Annotated in this window: 13 protein-coding genes; 6 read left to right on the top strand and 7 right to left on the bottom strand. The window is 64.9% G+C overall.

Annotated elements, in window-relative coordinates; translation table 11 throughout:
- Window positions 1-2 precede the first annotated feature (2 nt).
- From AKN84_RS37770 to AKN84_RS37760, 3 genes are all read left to right on the top strand, one after another.
- Window positions 3-764 carry an SDR family NAD(P)-dependent oxidoreductase gene (locus AKN84_RS37770; protein ID WP_050425480.1) on the top strand — a complete coding sequence of 254 codons (762 nt, stop codon included), beginning with the start codon at window positions 3-5 and terminating at the stop codon, window positions 762-764.
- Window positions 765-827: 63 nt separating this feature from the next.
- Entirely contained in the window at window positions 828-1,247 is a 420-nt protein-coding gene (locus AKN84_RS37765) for an acyl-CoA thioesterase (protein ID WP_050425479.1), read from the top strand.
- 165 nt (window positions 1,248-1,412) lie between these two features.
- Window positions 1,413-2,564, top strand: coding sequence for an ABC transporter substrate-binding protein (locus tag AKN84_RS37760; RefSeq protein WP_050425478.1), 1,152 nt, complete (start codon window positions 1,413-1,415; stop codon window positions 2,562-2,564).
- Window positions 2,565-2,690: 126 nt separating this feature from the next.
- On the opposite strand, the gene AKN84_RS49570 is transcribed toward AKN84_RS37760, so the two are convergent.
- The 4 genes from AKN84_RS49570 to AKN84_RS37740 form a co-directional block, all read right to left on the bottom strand.
- Window positions 2,691-2,993 carry an endonuclease domain-containing protein gene (locus AKN84_RS49570; protein ID WP_283805570.1) on the bottom strand — a complete coding sequence of 101 codons (303 nt, stop codon included), beginning with the start codon at window positions 2,991-2,993 and terminating at the stop codon, window positions 2,691-2,693.
- A gap of 464 nt (window positions 2,994-3,457) precedes the next feature.
- Window positions 3,458-4,189: an ABC transporter ATP-binding protein gene (locus tag AKN84_RS37750; protein ID WP_050425476.1), complete on the bottom strand. Its 732-nt coding sequence runs from the start codon at window positions 4,187-4,189 to the stop codon at window positions 3,458-3,460.
- Window positions 4,186-5,955 carry a branched-chain amino acid ABC transporter ATP-binding protein/permease gene (locus AKN84_RS37745; RefSeq protein WP_050425475.1) on the bottom strand — a complete coding sequence of 590 codons (1,770 nt, stop codon included), beginning with the start codon at window positions 5,953-5,955 and terminating at the stop codon, window positions 4,186-4,188. The genes AKN84_RS37750 and AKN84_RS37745 overlap by 4 nt, the downstream gene beginning before the upstream one ends.
- 5 nt (window positions 5,956-5,960) lie before the next feature.
- Window positions 5,961-7,001 carry a branched-chain amino acid ABC transporter permease gene (locus AKN84_RS37740; protein ID WP_050425474.1) on the bottom strand — a complete coding sequence of 347 codons (1,041 nt, stop codon included), beginning with the start codon at window positions 6,999-7,001 and terminating at the stop codon, window positions 5,961-5,963.
- 179 nt (window positions 7,002-7,180) lie between these two features.
- Here AKN84_RS37740 and AKN84_RS37735 point away from each other — a divergent pair, with 179 nt between their 5' ends.
- The gene (locus AKN84_RS37735; RefSeq protein ID WP_050425473.1) at window positions 7,181-7,699 is read left to right on the top strand and encodes a MarR family winged helix-turn-helix transcriptional regulator; all 519 of its coding nucleotides are present in this window, start codon (window positions 7,181-7,183) and stop codon (window positions 7,697-7,699) included.
- A gap of 108 nt (window positions 7,700-7,807) precedes the next feature.
- Here AKN84_RS37735 and AKN84_RS37730 read toward each other — a convergent pair whose 3' ends face one another.
- Window positions 7,808-8,293, bottom strand: coding sequence for an adenosine-specific kinase (locus AKN84_RS37730; protein WP_050425472.1), 486 nt, complete (start codon window positions 8,291-8,293; stop codon window positions 7,808-7,810).
- A gap of 349 nt (window positions 8,294-8,642) precedes the next feature.
- Here AKN84_RS37730 and AKN84_RS37725 point away from each other — a divergent pair, with 349 nt between their 5' ends.
- Window positions 8,643-9,812, top strand: a complete 1,170-nt coding sequence (locus AKN84_RS37725) for a saccharopine dehydrogenase family protein (RefSeq protein ID WP_050425471.1) — start codon at window positions 8,643-8,645, stop codon at window positions 9,810-9,812.
- A 46-nt stretch (window positions 9,813-9,858) separates the two neighbouring features.
- Here AKN84_RS37725 and AKN84_RS37720 read toward each other — a convergent pair whose 3' ends face one another.
- Entirely contained in the window at window positions 9,859-10,584 is a 726-nt protein-coding gene (locus AKN84_RS37720; RefSeq protein ID WP_050425470.1) for a phosphorylase family protein, read from the bottom strand.
- A gap of 252 nt (window positions 10,585-10,836) precedes the next feature.
- On the opposite strand from AKN84_RS37720, the gene AKN84_RS37715 reads away from it, so the two are divergent.
- Entirely contained in the window at window positions 10,837-12,063 is a 1,227-nt protein-coding gene (locus tag AKN84_RS37715) for a GNAT family N-acetyltransferase (protein WP_128971507.1), read from the top strand.
- Here the strand turns inward: AKN84_RS37715 and AKN84_RS37710 are convergent.
- Window positions 12,060-13,343 carry a glycerate kinase type-2 family protein gene (locus tag AKN84_RS37710; RefSeq protein WP_050425469.1) on the bottom strand — a complete coding sequence of 428 codons (1,284 nt, stop codon included), beginning with the start codon at window positions 13,341-13,343 and terminating at the stop codon, window positions 12,060-12,062. The genes AKN84_RS37715 and AKN84_RS37710 overlap by 4 nt on opposite strands.
- Window positions 13,344-13,459: the final 116 nt, after the last annotated feature.

The raw sequence follows: 13,459 nt of genomic DNA, 5'->3' as shown, positions 1-13,459 counted from the left end.
CCATGCAGTTGAAGGATCAGGCCGCCATCGTCACCGGCGGCGCATCGGGATTGGGCGCTGCGACCGCGCGCCGGCTGGCCGCGCAGGGCGCCAGGGTCGCCGTCTGCGACCTCAACGCCAAGCTCGCCGAGAGCGTCGCGGCGGAGATCGGCGGCATTGCTGTGGTCTGCGACGTCGCCGATGCGGCTGCCGCGGAAGCTGCGGTCGCCGCTGCCGCCAAGGCGCATGGCCCGGCGCGCGTGCTGGTGAATTGCGCCGGCATCGGGGTGGCCAAGCGCGTGATCGGCCGCGACGGGCCGATGGCGCTCGCCGACTTCGACAAGGTGATCAAGGTCAACCTGCTCGGCTCGTTCAACATGCTGCGGCTTGCGACCGCTGAGATGTCGAAGCTCGAGCCGCTCGCGACCGGCGAGCGCGGCGTCGTGATCTCGACCGCCTCGGTCGCGGCCTATGACGGCCAGATCGGGCAGGCGGCCTATTCGGCCTCCAAGGGCGGCATCGTCGCGATGACCCTGCCGATCGCACGCGAGCTCGCGCAGTTCAGTATCCGTGTGCTGACGATCGCACCCGGCCTGTTCATGACGCCCTTGCTGGCCGGCCTGCCGCAGGAAGCGCAGGACTCGCTCGCCGCCGCGATCCCGTTCCCGCGCCGGCTGGGCCAAGCCGACGAGTTCGCCTCGCTGGCGCTGCACATGATCGACAATCCCTATCTGAACGGCGAAGTGGTGCGGCTCGATGCCGCGCTCCGGATGGCGCCGCGCTGACGCATGATCCGGAGGCGCACGACATGCGCCTCCGGATCGCTCACGCTCAATCGAGGATAAACCATGTTCGTCAATCGGCGTGACGTGCAGATCCAGTGGGGCGATTGCGACCCCGCCAACATCGTCTACTACCCGCGCTACTTCGCGATGTTCGACGACTCGACCTCGATCATGTTCGAGGCGGCCGGCTGCTCGAAGCAGGACCTCGTCCACAAATACGGCCTGGTCGGCATTCCCATGGTCGACACGCGGGCGAAATTCCACATCCCGTCGACCCATGGCGACTGGATTACCATCGAGAGCCGGATCGAGAGCATCAAGCGCTCGAGCTTCGAGGTGGTGCACCGGGTGTTCAAGGGCGAGGCACTGGCGATCGAGGCGTTCGAGACGCGGGTGCTGGTCGGCCGTCACCCGGACGATCCCGCCAGGCTGAAATCGGCGCCATTTCCGCAGGAGATCATCGACCGCTTCATGAACGGCTGAGGTGCTCGTGAACGGCCGACTGCGGCTCCGCAATGACTCGACTTTTGGAGCATGTGCCGATCGGAAAACCGGTTTCCACTTTTCCGGATCATGCTCTAAAGAAGGGGCTGAATTGGCCCGCAAGACTGGTTTAAACCCAAAAAACTTACCCGCAGGGAGGAATGAATGAGGAAGGCCACTCTCGCCGCAGCGGCGCTCGCAGCTGTCTTCGCGCTGCCGGGCGCGCCCGCGCTGGCGCAGACCAATGAAATCACCATCGGCATCTCGATCTCGACCACCGGCCCCGCCGCGGCGCTCGGCATTCCCGAGCGTAACGCGCTCGATTTCGTGCCGAAGGAGATCGGCGGCGTGCCGCTGAAGCTGATCGTGCTCGACGACGCCGGCGATCCGACGGCTGCGACCACCAATACGCGGCGCTTCGTCACCGAGTCGAAGGCCGACATCATCATGGGCTCCTGCATCACGCCGACGACGATCGCGGTGTCGACGGTCGCCAACGAGGCCGGCATCCCGCATCTCGGCCTCGCGCCGTTCCCGATCAACGAGGCCCGCGCCAAGTGGTCGGTCGACCTGCCGCAGTCGATTCCGATCATGGGCAAGGTGCTCTACGAGCACATGAAGGCGCACAACATCAAGACGGTCGGCTATATCGGCTATTCGGATTCCTACGGCGACCTCTGGGTCAACGATTTCAAGGCGCAGGCCGTGCCGATGGGCCTGACCATGACCGATGAGGAGCGCTTCGCGCGTCCGGATACGTCGGTCGCGGGCCAGGTGCTGAAGCTCGTCGCCGCCAACCCCGACGCCATCCTGGTCGGCGCCTCCGGCACTGCCGCGGCGCTGCCGCAGACCGCGCTGCGCGAGCGTGGCTACAAGGGCCTGATCTACCAGACCCACGGCGCCGCCACGATGGACTTCATCCGCATCGCAGGCGCGTCGGCGGAAGGCGTCATCATGTCGGCTGGTCCGATCATGTCGCCGGAAACCCAAGCCGACAGCGCGCTGACCAAGAAGCCGGGCCTCACGCTGAATGCAGCCTATGAAGCCAAGTACGGCGCCAACAGTCGTAGCCAGTTCGCCGGCCACTCCTTCGATGCCTTCGAGGTGCTGAAGCGCATCATCCCGACCGCGCTGAAGACCGCCAAGCCCGGCACGCCGGAATTCCGCGAAGCGATCCGCCAGGCGTTCATCTCCGAGAAGGAGATCGTCGCGAGCCAGGGCGTCTACAACTGGACCGAAAAAGACCGCTACGGCCTCGACGACCGCTCGCGCATCCTGCTGACGGTGAAGGACGGCAAGTACGTCCCGGCGATGTGAACGCATCGCTATCTGTGAAACAATGAGCCGGTCCCGATGAGGGGCCGGCTTTTTCTTACCCTCCCCTGGAGGGGGAGGGTCGCTTCGCATCGCGATCAGCGATGTGAAGCGGGGTGGGGTGACAGTCTATCGTCGCCGGAGGTGCTTCAGTGGAACGGCTTCCGCCTCGCGAGCGCCGTAGAGCTCGACATAGATCCGTTCCAGAACCGCATTGAGGTCCGCCGTGATCTCCGAATTCCAGAACCTGACGACGCGATATCCTTCCCGCTCGAGCCATTGTTGACGCTCGCGATCGCGCTTTGCCATTTCATCGTCGTTGTGATGCCCGCCATCAAGCTCGATGATCAGGCGTTTGGCCGGGCAAAAGAAGTCGACGATGTAAGGCCCGATCGGCGCCTGGTGCCGAAAGTGGGAGCCATCAGTCGGCAGCTCCTTCAGCGCTCGTCACAGGATTCGTTCGTGCGGCGTCGCATTTGCGCAGAGCCTCTTCGCGGTCGCTCTTCGGATCGATGCTGAGACCATTTGTGCGGCTTCACCACCCGATTGCACCTGCGATGGTGCGCATCGCACGCGCAATCGACCCTCCCCCTCCAGGGTAGGGCTGTCGCATATGAAAGAAACCCGCGGTTCTGCGACGGACAGTTCGAACGAGCATGCTCGCCATTCGCGGTTCGATTCCGATTTGTTCTCCATCCGATTCCAACACTTGCATGGGGCACATCAACGCAAGACCAATCCAAGTATCGGAACAGACTCGGGAATTTCCATATGCGATAGCCCTACCCTCCAGGGGAGGGTCGCTTCGCAACGCGCCAGCGATGCGAAGCGGGGTGGGGTGACGGTCTATCGTCGTAGGTGGTGCTGCTTGCCAACAGCTGCTGCGTGCGAGCGCCTTAAATCGCGCTTTCGCCTTCGTGCTGGAAGCCGAGATAGCTCGCGGCGACGCCCTTGTTGGCGGCGATGTCCTTGGCGGGGCCCGACAGCACGAACTCGCCGAGTTCCATCACATAGGCGCGGTCGGCGATCTGCAGCGCGGCCTGGGCGTTCTGCTCGACCAGCAGCACCGAGACGCCGGCTGCGCGAAGCTCGCCGACGATGCGGAAGATGTCGGCGACGATGATCGGGGCGAGGCCGAGGCTCGGCTCGTCCAGCATCAGGAGTTTCGGCGCGCCCATCAGCGCGCGGCCCATCGCCAGCATCTGCTGCTCGCCGCCGGACAGCGTGCCGGCGAGCTGCTTGCGCCGTTCCTTGAGCCGCGGAAACAGCGTGTAGACCCGCTCCAGCGAGGTGACCGCGACGGCCTTCGTGATCCGGAAGGCGCCGAGCTCGAGATTGTCCTCGACATTCATGGTGCCGAACAATTCGCGATGCTCGGGCACGAGGCTGAGGCCGGTGGCGACACGGTCCTCGATATCCAGCGGCGCCATGTCGACGCCGCCAAAGGTGGTGCGGCCCCTCAGCGGCAGCACGCCCATGATGGCGTTGAGCAGCGTGGTCTTGCCCGCACCATTGGCGCCGATGATGGTGACGATCTCGTTGCGCGCGACGTCGAGCGAGACGTCGCGCACGGCCTCGACCTTGCCGTAGGAGATGTGGACGTCGGTCACCGTCAATAGCGCGCTCATGCGGCGGCTCCGAGATAGGCCTTGATCACGTCGGGGTTGCGCTTGATCGCGGCCGGTGTGCCCTCGGCGATCTTGGTGCCGAAATCCAGCACTACGATACGGTCGGCGAGGTCCATCACGAACCCCATGTCGTGCTCGACCAGCAGCACCGACATGCCGCCGTCGCGCAATTGCCGGAGCAGCGCAGCGAGCCGCTGCTTCTCCATGTGGCGCAGCCCGGCGGCCGGCTCATCCAGCAGCAGCAGCATCGGATCGACGCACAGCGCGCGGGCGATCTCGACAATGCGCTGCTGCCCGAGCGACAATGAACCCGCCAGCTGGTCGATCTGGTCCGACAGGCCGACGCGTTCGATCTGACGCGCCGCTTCGGCGAGCAGTTTCGCCTCATCAGTGCGGTCGAGCCGCAGCATGCTGGCGATCGCGCCGGAATTGCCGCGCAGATGCGCGCCGATCGCGACGTTCTCCAGCACGGTCATGTCGGGCACCAGCTTGACGTGCTGGAACGTCCTGCTGACGCCGAGCTTGACCACCTCCTGCGGCGGTGCGTTCTCGACCTCCTTGCCCTGCACGAAGATCTTGCCGCCGGTTGCGGCCAGGACGCCGGTGATCAGGTTGAAGGTAGTGCTCTTGCCGGCGCCGTTGGGGCCGATCAGCGCGACGATCTCGCGCGCATTGACGTCGAACGAGACGTCGTTCACGGCGAGCACGCCGCCGAACTGCTTTCGTGCTTTCTCGATATGCAGCAGCACCGGTGACGTTCCCGGGGCGCGTTCACGGTGTTCCAGCTTCACCGATGTGTCCGGTGTCTTGCGGGTCGGCTTGAACGGCAGCTTTGACATCAGCCAGGGCCAGACGCCCTGCGGCGCGAGTTGCAACAGCATCACCAGCATGATGCCGAACACGATGGTCTCGAGCTGGCTCTGGCCGCCGAAGATGTAGGGCAGGTAACTCTGCAGCACCTCTTTCAGGATCACGACGATGGCGGCGCCGAGCACGCCACCCCAGACATATCCGGCGCCGCCGACGACGGCGATGAACAGATACTCGATGCCGGCCTGCGCGCCGAACGGCGTCGGGTTGGCGGCGCGCTGGAAGTGCGCGTAGAGCCAGCCGGAGAGACCGGCCAGCACCGCGGCATAGATGAACACCAACAGCTTGGCGCGCGGCGTCTGCACGCCGAACGCCTCGGCCGCGACATGGCCGCGCCGCAACGCGCGGATGGCGCGCCCGGTGCGCGAGTCCAAGAGGTTCATGGTCAGCAGCGCCGAGAGCAGCACCGCGACCCAGATCGCGTAGTAGATGGTATCCGGGCTCAGCATCTTGAACGCGCCGATCGACAGCGGCGGAATGCCGGAAATGCCGTCGTTGCGGCCGAGGAATTCCAGCTTGCTGAATAGATAGAACAGGCCGATGCCCCAGGCGATGGTGCCGAGCGGCAGATAGTGGCCCGACAGCCGCACCGTGACGAGGCCGAGCAGCACCGCCGCAATGCCGCTGACCAGCAGCGACGCCGGCAGCGTCAGCCACGGCGAGACGCCATAGGCGGTGGTCAGCACCGCGGTGGTGTAGGCGCCGAAGCCGCAGAACGCGGCCTGTCCGAACGAGGTGAGGCCGCCGACGCCGGTCAGCAGCACGAGGCCCATCGCGACCAGCGCGGCGAGGCCGATATTGTCGAGCAGCACGATCCAGAACGGCGGGATGCCCGGCACAAACGGGATCACCGCCATCACGAGCGCGAAGATGATGAGAGGAAGCCGCTGCGTCATCGCGCTCAATCCTTCTCTTCTTCGACCTGGGGCGCTGCGAGCGAGCGCAGCACCAGGACCGGAAGGATCAGCGTGAATACGATGACTTCCTTGAAATTGCTGGCGTAGAACGAGGAGAAGGCCTCGACGATGCCGACCACGATGGCCGCGACCGCGGTCAGCGGATAGCTGACCAGCCCGCCGATGATCGCGGCGATGAAGCCCTTCAGGCCGATCAGGAAGCCGGTGTCGTAATAGAGCGTGGTGATCGGCACGATCAGGATGCCGGAAATCGCGCCGATGACGGAGGCGAGCAGGAACGCGATCTGGCCCGACAGCGTGGTGCGGATGCCGACCAGGCGCGCACCGAGCCGATTGACCGCGGTGGCGCGCAGCGCCTTGCCGGTCTTGGTGTAGCCGAAGAACAGCCACAGCGCGACGATGAAGCCGACCGTCAGGCCATAGACGGCAAGGCTCTGGCCGGTGAAGCGCAGCGGACCCGCGGTCACCGCGGCGCTCGACAGCGCCGGGCCGCGCAGGCCTTCGGCGCCGAAGAACACGAGGCCAAGGCCCTGCAGCGCCAGATGGCAGCCGACCGAGGCGATCAGCAGCACCAGAACGGAGGTGTGCGCGATCGGCTGGAACGCGATGCGGTAGAGGAACAGCCCGATCGCCGCCACGATCAGCAGTGCCAGCGCTATGTTGACGGCGATCGGCGTGTGGGGGCCAACCAGCGCATAGACGAGGCCGAGCAGCGCCACAGGGAACACGATGTTGAGCGCCACCGAGCGGATCACCAGCCGCGCGTGCAGCGCCTTGCGGGCGAAGAACAGGTCGAGCGCGAAGGCGACGAGGCCCATCGCGACGGCAAGGCGCGCCGTGCCCGGCACCTGGCCGGTCGCCAGCATGGCGTAGCTCAGCGCGCCATAGGTGACGAATTCGCCCTGCGGGATCAGGATCACCCGCGTCACCGCGAACACCAGAACCAGGGCCAGCCCCAGCAGTGCGTAGATCGCGCCATTGGTGATGCCGTCCTGCAGCAGGAACAGCATGATCGTCGTGTTCAAGGCCGAGCGCTCCCCCTTAAGCGTCGGACCGCCGCAGCCGGCTGTGCCGGCCGGGTCGGCCGATATCGGCTGTTGAAAGCAGCCAATATTTGATATACCCGATAACAATTATTAAATATAATCTCAAGGTCCCCGAGCGTCCCGCGGGGTTTTTGTACCGGGATTGCGAGCCTGGAGCGATGACTGTTTCAAAGACCGCCTCCGATGCCGCCAGATCGTCGCGCGCCCTGCGCAGGGAACCGGTCGATCCTGCCGGGGACGACAGCATGCTGCAACTGGGCGAACTGTCCGGATTGCTCGGCTATTCGCTGAAACGCGCGCAGCTCAAGGTCTTCGAGGACTTCCTGCGCTGCGTCGCGCCGCTGCAGCTGACGCCGGCGCAGTTCTCGGTGCTGTTGCTGCTCGACAAGAATCCGGGCCGCAACCAGACCGAGATCGCCAATACGCTTGGCATCCTCAGGCCGAATTTCGTCGCCATGCTGGACGCGCTGGAAAGCCGCGATCTTTGCGCGCGGATGCGCTCGACCAACGACCGCCGCTCCCACATTCTGGTGCTGACCGACCGGGGCCGCGCGGTGCTGGCACGCGCCAAGAAGCTGGTCGCCAACAAGCACGAGGCGCGGCTGATCGAGGTGCTCGGCCCCGCCAATCACGCCGCGCTGCTGGAGATGCTGGCGAAACTCGCGCAGGAGTTTTGAGCGGGGACCCCTCAGGCGTCGTTGCGAGCCGCCGGCTCGCGCGAAGCGGAAGCAACCCGTCTCGCCACCCGGCGGAAAATGGATCGCTTCGCCACTCCCATCCAGCCGCTAGAGCTTGTAGCCGATCTTTCGCAGCAGGTCCTTCCGCCACGCAATGTCGGCGTCGGTTTCGACACCCAGCGGCGAGGCGCCATCTATCACGCCGAGCACGCCGCGACCCAGCTCCGTTTGCGCGACGATCACCTGTGTGGGATTGGCCGTCGCGCAATAGACGCGGCAGACCTCCGGCACTGCGCGGACCGCAGCGAGCACGTTGACGGGGAAGAACCCGTCACCCAGGAAGATCAGGAAGGTGTGGCCGGCGCCGACGGCCAATGCGTTATCGCGTGCGAGGGCGAGTGAGGCTTCGTCGTTGCCCGAGCAGCGTACCAGCCGCTTGCCGGAGGCCTCGCAGAAGGCCAGCCCGAAGCGGATGCGCGGAACCGCGCCCACCACCGCCTCGTGGAGGTCTTCCACGGTCTTGATGAAATGCGACTGGCCGAAGATGAAGTTGGTCTCGTCCGGCTTCGCGATCGGCACCACGGTGAGTTCCATGGCTTAGCTCCTGCACAGTGAGCTACGTATCCATGGTAGGCCGTCGGAAGGTGATTGCAAGCCGCCACGGGCGTCCGTTGCCGGCCTGCCAGCAAGCTCCCGGCCGGCGTTGGAGCTCAGCTTCCCATGGCCGACCCGGCAGGAAGAAAGTGGAGCGGCCAAAACGACGCGAATGACCCTCGCCGGACGGTGCGCGCCCGCAGACGGGAACTGTGATATTCTCTGTCAAGCGCACGATGGGAGTGCCCGGACGTTGCAGGCCCACCGGCGATAGTGGCCACGAAGCGTACCGAGCGATTGCACAAGGATGCGAACGTCGCGCTCCCGGACTTCGAGGAGGATCAACGCCGTGAAGCGGGACTTCGACCTCATCGTCCATGGCGCGACGGGCTACACCGGCCGTCTCATCGCCGAATACTTGGCGACATCCTGTCGCGGTGATGATGCTCCGTCCTGGGCGATTGCAGGACGCTCGACCGACAAGCTCCAGAAGGTGCGTGCCGACATCGGCGCACCAGATGATTTACCGTTGGTGAAGGCGGATGCCGCCGAGCCAGCCAGCCTCCGTTCGATGTGCGAGCGTGCGGCCGTGATCATCACGGCGGTCGGGCCTTATCAGCTCCACGGTTCCGAGCTCGTGGCGGCCTGCGCGGCCACGGGCACGGCCTATGTTGATCTGTGCGGCGAACCGGCCTGGATGCGGCGCATGATCGATGCCCATCACGAGGAGGCGAAACGAACCGGTGCGCGCATCGTCTTCTCCTGTGGCTTCGATTCCATCCCGTTCGATCTTGGTGTGCTCACGTTGCAGGAGAAGGCGCGCGAGAAATTCGGACGCCCGGCGCGGCGGGTCAAAGCTCGCCTGCGCAAGGTGAAGGGCGGCATGTCTGGCGGCACCGCGGCGAGCGCTCAGGCGACGTTAGCCGCTGCGGCGCGCGACCCGACTCTGATCCGGCTGCTGACCGATCCCTTCGCGTTGACGCCGGGGTTCACCGGGCCGTCTCAGCCGTCGGGCCTCATCCCCGAATACGACCCGAGCATGAGCGCGTGGCTCGTGCCGTTCCCGATGGCGCCGATCAACACCAAGAACGTGCACCGTACGAATTTCCTGTTGGGTCATCCCTACGGCACCGACTTTGCGTATGACGAGATGATGGTCGCGCCGGGATTCGGGGAATTCGGTCGCGTGGCGACGGAGACGTTCGCCACGGTGGTTTCCTTGTTCGGGACCGGCGGTCTCAAACCCGGCGCAGGTCCGACCCGGGACGAGCGCGAGAAGGGCTTCTATGACGTCCTCTTCTTGGGCGAGTTGCTGGACGGTGGACGGGTCGAGGCGGTCGTCACGGGTGACGGCGATCCGGGCTATGGCTCGACCAGCAAGATGATCACCGAAAGCGCTCTCTGCCTCGTGCGCGAAGTGCAGGGCGAGGGCGGCATCTGGACGCCGGGCGCGCTGATGGGGCCGGCCTTGCGCAAACGTCTGAAGGAGCGCGCCGGCCTCACTTTCAGTGCGCGTTGAGGTCACGCAGTCGGCAGGTACAGCAGCCCGTTCGGTTAAAGAGCGACTAGAGCGCGATCATACGGTCTTCCGCTACGATGCTTGAGTTTGGCTCCGACTCATCTGCTTGCAACGAAGGCAGCCCTAATCCAGGGCCAAGCAATTGACGGCAGCGAAGCAGCGCTGCGAATCCGAACAGCGCGTCGAGACCGGTCCGAAGCAGCATCGGTAACTCGCTCGGCTGTTTCGTTATCGCACGGGTCAGCGCGGCGAGATCGATCGTTCCGTTCGCACGCACTGCAGCCAATGCAGCGGCAGGAAGCCGCCGGCCGGCCGGATCCATGATAACGCGGAGGGCAGTCATAGGCAGGCCGCGCGCTGCAGCGACACTCGCCGCCACATGGGATTCGTTGTCGACCGCCAGTGCGCCTGTGCTCATATGCAGCGAGCGCTTCGCCTCTGGATGCATGGCGACGGTTGTCACGCCAGCGATAGGGCCATAGATCGAACCGGGGATGAGTCGAAGCAAGGCTTGCGACCAGTTCCGATCAGTGGAGAGCTGAATCGTTTCCGAAACGATCGTCGATCCTACGATGCATGCGCCTGCCGGGAGATCGGGCGAAAGGCCGCCCGCGATGCCAAAGCTGATGAGACCGTCGCAATCCTCAGCAATTGCCGACGCGAGAGACTCCGCGAGCGTGCTGCCATCGCCTCCGCAGATCGCCTGCGCATGCAGGTCTGCAGCGATCCGTGCCTCAAATGCAAGTCCCGTGACTGCAATCACCGCTGCCATGAGTCCACTCCCGGATGCCGCGCTGGACGACGGGTGCCCGCGCACCGCAAGGCACGCACTGTATCATTGGCGCCAGTGCATGTGGGCCGTGTCAGGAGTGTTCTGCTCCAGCACCCGATCGCAAATGACTAATGAGTTAGTTTCTGACGGATATGTCAGCTGCTTTGTTTTGCCGTCGTGATAAATGCTGCCCTACGGGCTGGGATCGGTGGCGAGCGTGAGATCGTGCCGGAGGCTGGAACAGCGCACTCGATGAGCCAAATCGGCGACCTCTCGGGGCGCGAACCGATGCAATATCCATGGCGTATCCAAGTCATTGTGCGGAACGATTTGGAGCATTGTCCGCGCTGGCAGTTCGCCTTCGCGAACGAGCGCAAGGATCATCGATACTATGAGTTGGTCGAGGATACCCTTCATCCCGAGTTCGATTACGGGTATTTCGTCATTAGGGATGCGGTTGACCAGGCCTGTGCTGTACAGCCATTTTTCCTGATGGACCTGGATTTGCTAGCCGGTGCGAGCCCGCGGTTTGGCGTGCCGATCGACGCCGTTCGCCGGATCTGGCCAGGTCTGATGCGCGCCCGTGCGCTCATGGTGGGGTGCGTCGCCGGGGAAGGTCATCTTGACGGGGACGAGGCCTGCCATCGGGGCTGCACGGAACTGCTGGCCTCAACGATTGCAGTACATGCTCGCAGGCTCGGGGCGCGGCTGATCGTATTCAAGGAGTTTCCGGCGCGATACCGATCCATCCTCGACTGCCTGATTGCTCACGGGTTCACCCGCATCCCCAGCCTGCCCATGACCAGACTTTGCATCGATTACGCCAATTTCGATAACTATATGGATCACGCGCTCAACAGCGCAACCCGCAAGAAGCTTCGCAAGAAATTTGAGGCGACAGCGCGGGCCTTCCCATCCATCGAGATGAGCGTCATCAACGACGCGACGCCGGTGATCTCGCAGATCTATCCATTGTATTTCCAGGTCTATCAGCGTTCGAAATTGCACTTCGAAAAGCTGACGGAACAATACTTCTGCGACTTGGGGCGGCGGATGGGGGACAAGGTCCGCTTCTTCCTCTGGCGTCAGAACGAGCGGACCGTCGCGTTTGCTGCGTGCATGGTACACGGTGACGCGATTTATGCGGAGTACATAGGCCTCGATTACGATGTCGCCTTAGACCTGCATCTCTATCATTACGTGTTTCGCGACATGGTGAGCTGGGCAATCGCCAACGGGTACCAATGGTTTCGCAGCGGCGGGCTGAATTATGATCCGAAGCTGCACCTGAGGCACCTGCTTGACCCGATCGACTTATACGTTCGGCACACCTCCACGCCGATCAACGCCGTGTTGAAGCGCATTTTGCCGGTGATCGAGCCGACGCGATATGACGAGACGCTTGCGAAGTTTCGTAACTATCAGGAGCTTTGGGCGCAGCCCGAGACTGGCCCTGGGTCCGTCGAGGATACGGCCTAATCAACCAGGATCACGCGCACATCGTTGACATTGGTCAGCGTCGGCCCGGTCAGCAACAGATCCCCGGTCTGTGCGAAGAAGCCGGTGGCATCGTTGTTCTCGAGATAGGCCCTCGGATCGAGGCCGATCGATTTCATCTTCGCGAACGTCGCCTGGTCGATCACCGCGCCTGCGGGGTCGCTCGCGCTGCCGGCGCCGCCATCGGCGCCGTCGGTGTCTCCCGCAAGCGCCGAGATGTCGGACGTGTCCTTGAGCAGGTCGGCCAGCGCCAGCGCGTATTCCTGGTTGGGGCCGCCGCGGCCATTGCCGCGCACGGTTACGGTGAGCTCGCCGCCGGAAATGATCGCAACGCGCTTGCCCTCGCTGCGCGCCTTCAGCGCAAGCCGCGCATGCGCAGCCGCGACCTCGCGGGCCTCGCCTTCGAGATCGGCGCCGAGCGCGATGGCCTCGTATCCGGAATCCTGCGCGACCTTCACCGCGGCGTCGATCGAGGCCTTCGGCTTCGCCAGCAGCTCGAACGTCGCACGCGCAAAGGCGGGATCGCCGGGCTTGCAGCTCTCGTTGCTGGGATCGTCGAGCGCGCGGCGCACCGCGTCGTCGACGGAGAGATTGTATTTGGCGACCAGCGCGCGGGCATCCGCCAGCGTGGTTGGATCCGGAACCGTCGGCCCCGAGGCGATCGCGGAGGGATCGTCGTGCGGCACGTCCGAGATCGCCAGCGTGACGATCTCGGCGGCGTGCTGGCCGGCGCGCGCCAGCCGTCCACCCTTGATCCGCGACAGATGCTTGCGCACGGTGTTCATCTCGCCGATCGGCGCGCCGGAGCGCAGCAGCGCGCGATTGACCTGCTGCTTCTGGGTAAAGCTCACACCCTCGACGGGTGCGATCCAGTTCGCCGAACCGCCGCCGGTCAGCAGCACCAGCAGCAGATCGTCGGGCGTGGCTTCCGCCGCCAGCTGCAGCGTATCGTCGGCGGCGCGCAGGCCGGCCTCATCGGGCACGGGGTGGCCGGCCTCGACCACCTTGATGCGGCGGGTCGGCACGCCATGGCCATGGCGGGTGGTGGCGATGCCGACCAGCCGTGACGGCTCGAGGCCGAGCGTATCGAGATAGTGCCGCTCCGCCGCCGCGGCCATGGCGCCGGCGCCCTTGCCGGCGGCGAGGCAGATGACGCGGCCCTTCGGCGCCGGCCGCAGCCGCGATGCCAGCACCACATCGGGATGCGCAGCCGCCACCGCGGCATCGAAGATCGAACGCAGGAAGGGACGTCGGTCGGTCATGGCCGTGCTTTCGTGAGAGGCGGGGCGCCACGATGGGATTGCTTTTCCCTCTCCCGCTTGCGGGGGAGGGCTAGGGTGGGGGTGCTACCGCGACTCGCATCGTGGAAAGAGCCCCC

It is taken from the genome of Bradyrhizobium tropiciagri (assembly GCF_001189845.1).
GTDB lineage: Bacteria > Pseudomonadota > Alphaproteobacteria > Rhizobiales > Xanthobacteraceae > Bradyrhizobium > Bradyrhizobium tropiciagri.
This window is presented reverse-complemented; position numbering and strand designations above follow the sequence as displayed.

Excerpts from the sequence above, each read along its gene's own strand:
- AKN84_RS37770 (WP_050425480.1), top strand. The coding sequence starts at position 3 with ATGCAGTTGAAGGATCAGGCCGCCATCGTCACCGGCGGCGCATCGGGA.
- AKN84_RS37765 (WP_050425479.1), top strand. The coding sequence starts at position 828 with ATGTTCGTCAATCGGCGTGACGTGCAGATCCAGTGGGGCGATTGCGAC.
- AKN84_RS37760 (WP_050425478.1), top strand. The coding sequence starts at position 1,413 with ATGAGGAAGGCCACTCTCGCCGCAGCGGCGCTCGCAGCTGTCTTCGCG.
- AKN84_RS37750 (WP_050425476.1), bottom strand. The coding sequence starts at position 4,189 with ATGAGCGCGCTATTGACGGTGACCGACGTCCACATCTCCTACGGCAAG.
- AKN84_RS37745 (WP_050425475.1), bottom strand. The coding sequence starts at position 5,955 with ATGACGCAGCGGCTTCCTCTCATCATCTTCGCGCTCGTGATGGCGGTG.
- AKN84_RS37735 (WP_050425473.1), top strand. The coding sequence starts at position 7,181 with ATGACTGTTTCAAAGACCGCCTCCGATGCCGCCAGATCGTCGCGCGCC.
- AKN84_RS37730 (WP_050425472.1), bottom strand. The coding sequence starts at position 8,293 with ATGGAACTCACCGTGGTGCCGATCGCGAAGCCGGACGAGACCAACTTC.
- AKN84_RS37720 (WP_050425470.1), bottom strand. The coding sequence starts at position 10,584 with ATGGCAGCGGTGATTGCAGTCACGGGACTTGCATTTGAGGCACGGATC.
- AKN84_RS37715 (WP_128971507.1), top strand. The coding sequence starts at position 10,837 with ATGAGCCAAATCGGCGACCTCTCGGGGCGCGAACCGATGCAATATCCA.
- AKN84_RS37710 (WP_050425469.1), bottom strand. The coding sequence starts at position 13,343 with ATGACCGACCGACGTCCCTTCCTGCGTTCGATCTTCGATGCCGCGGTG.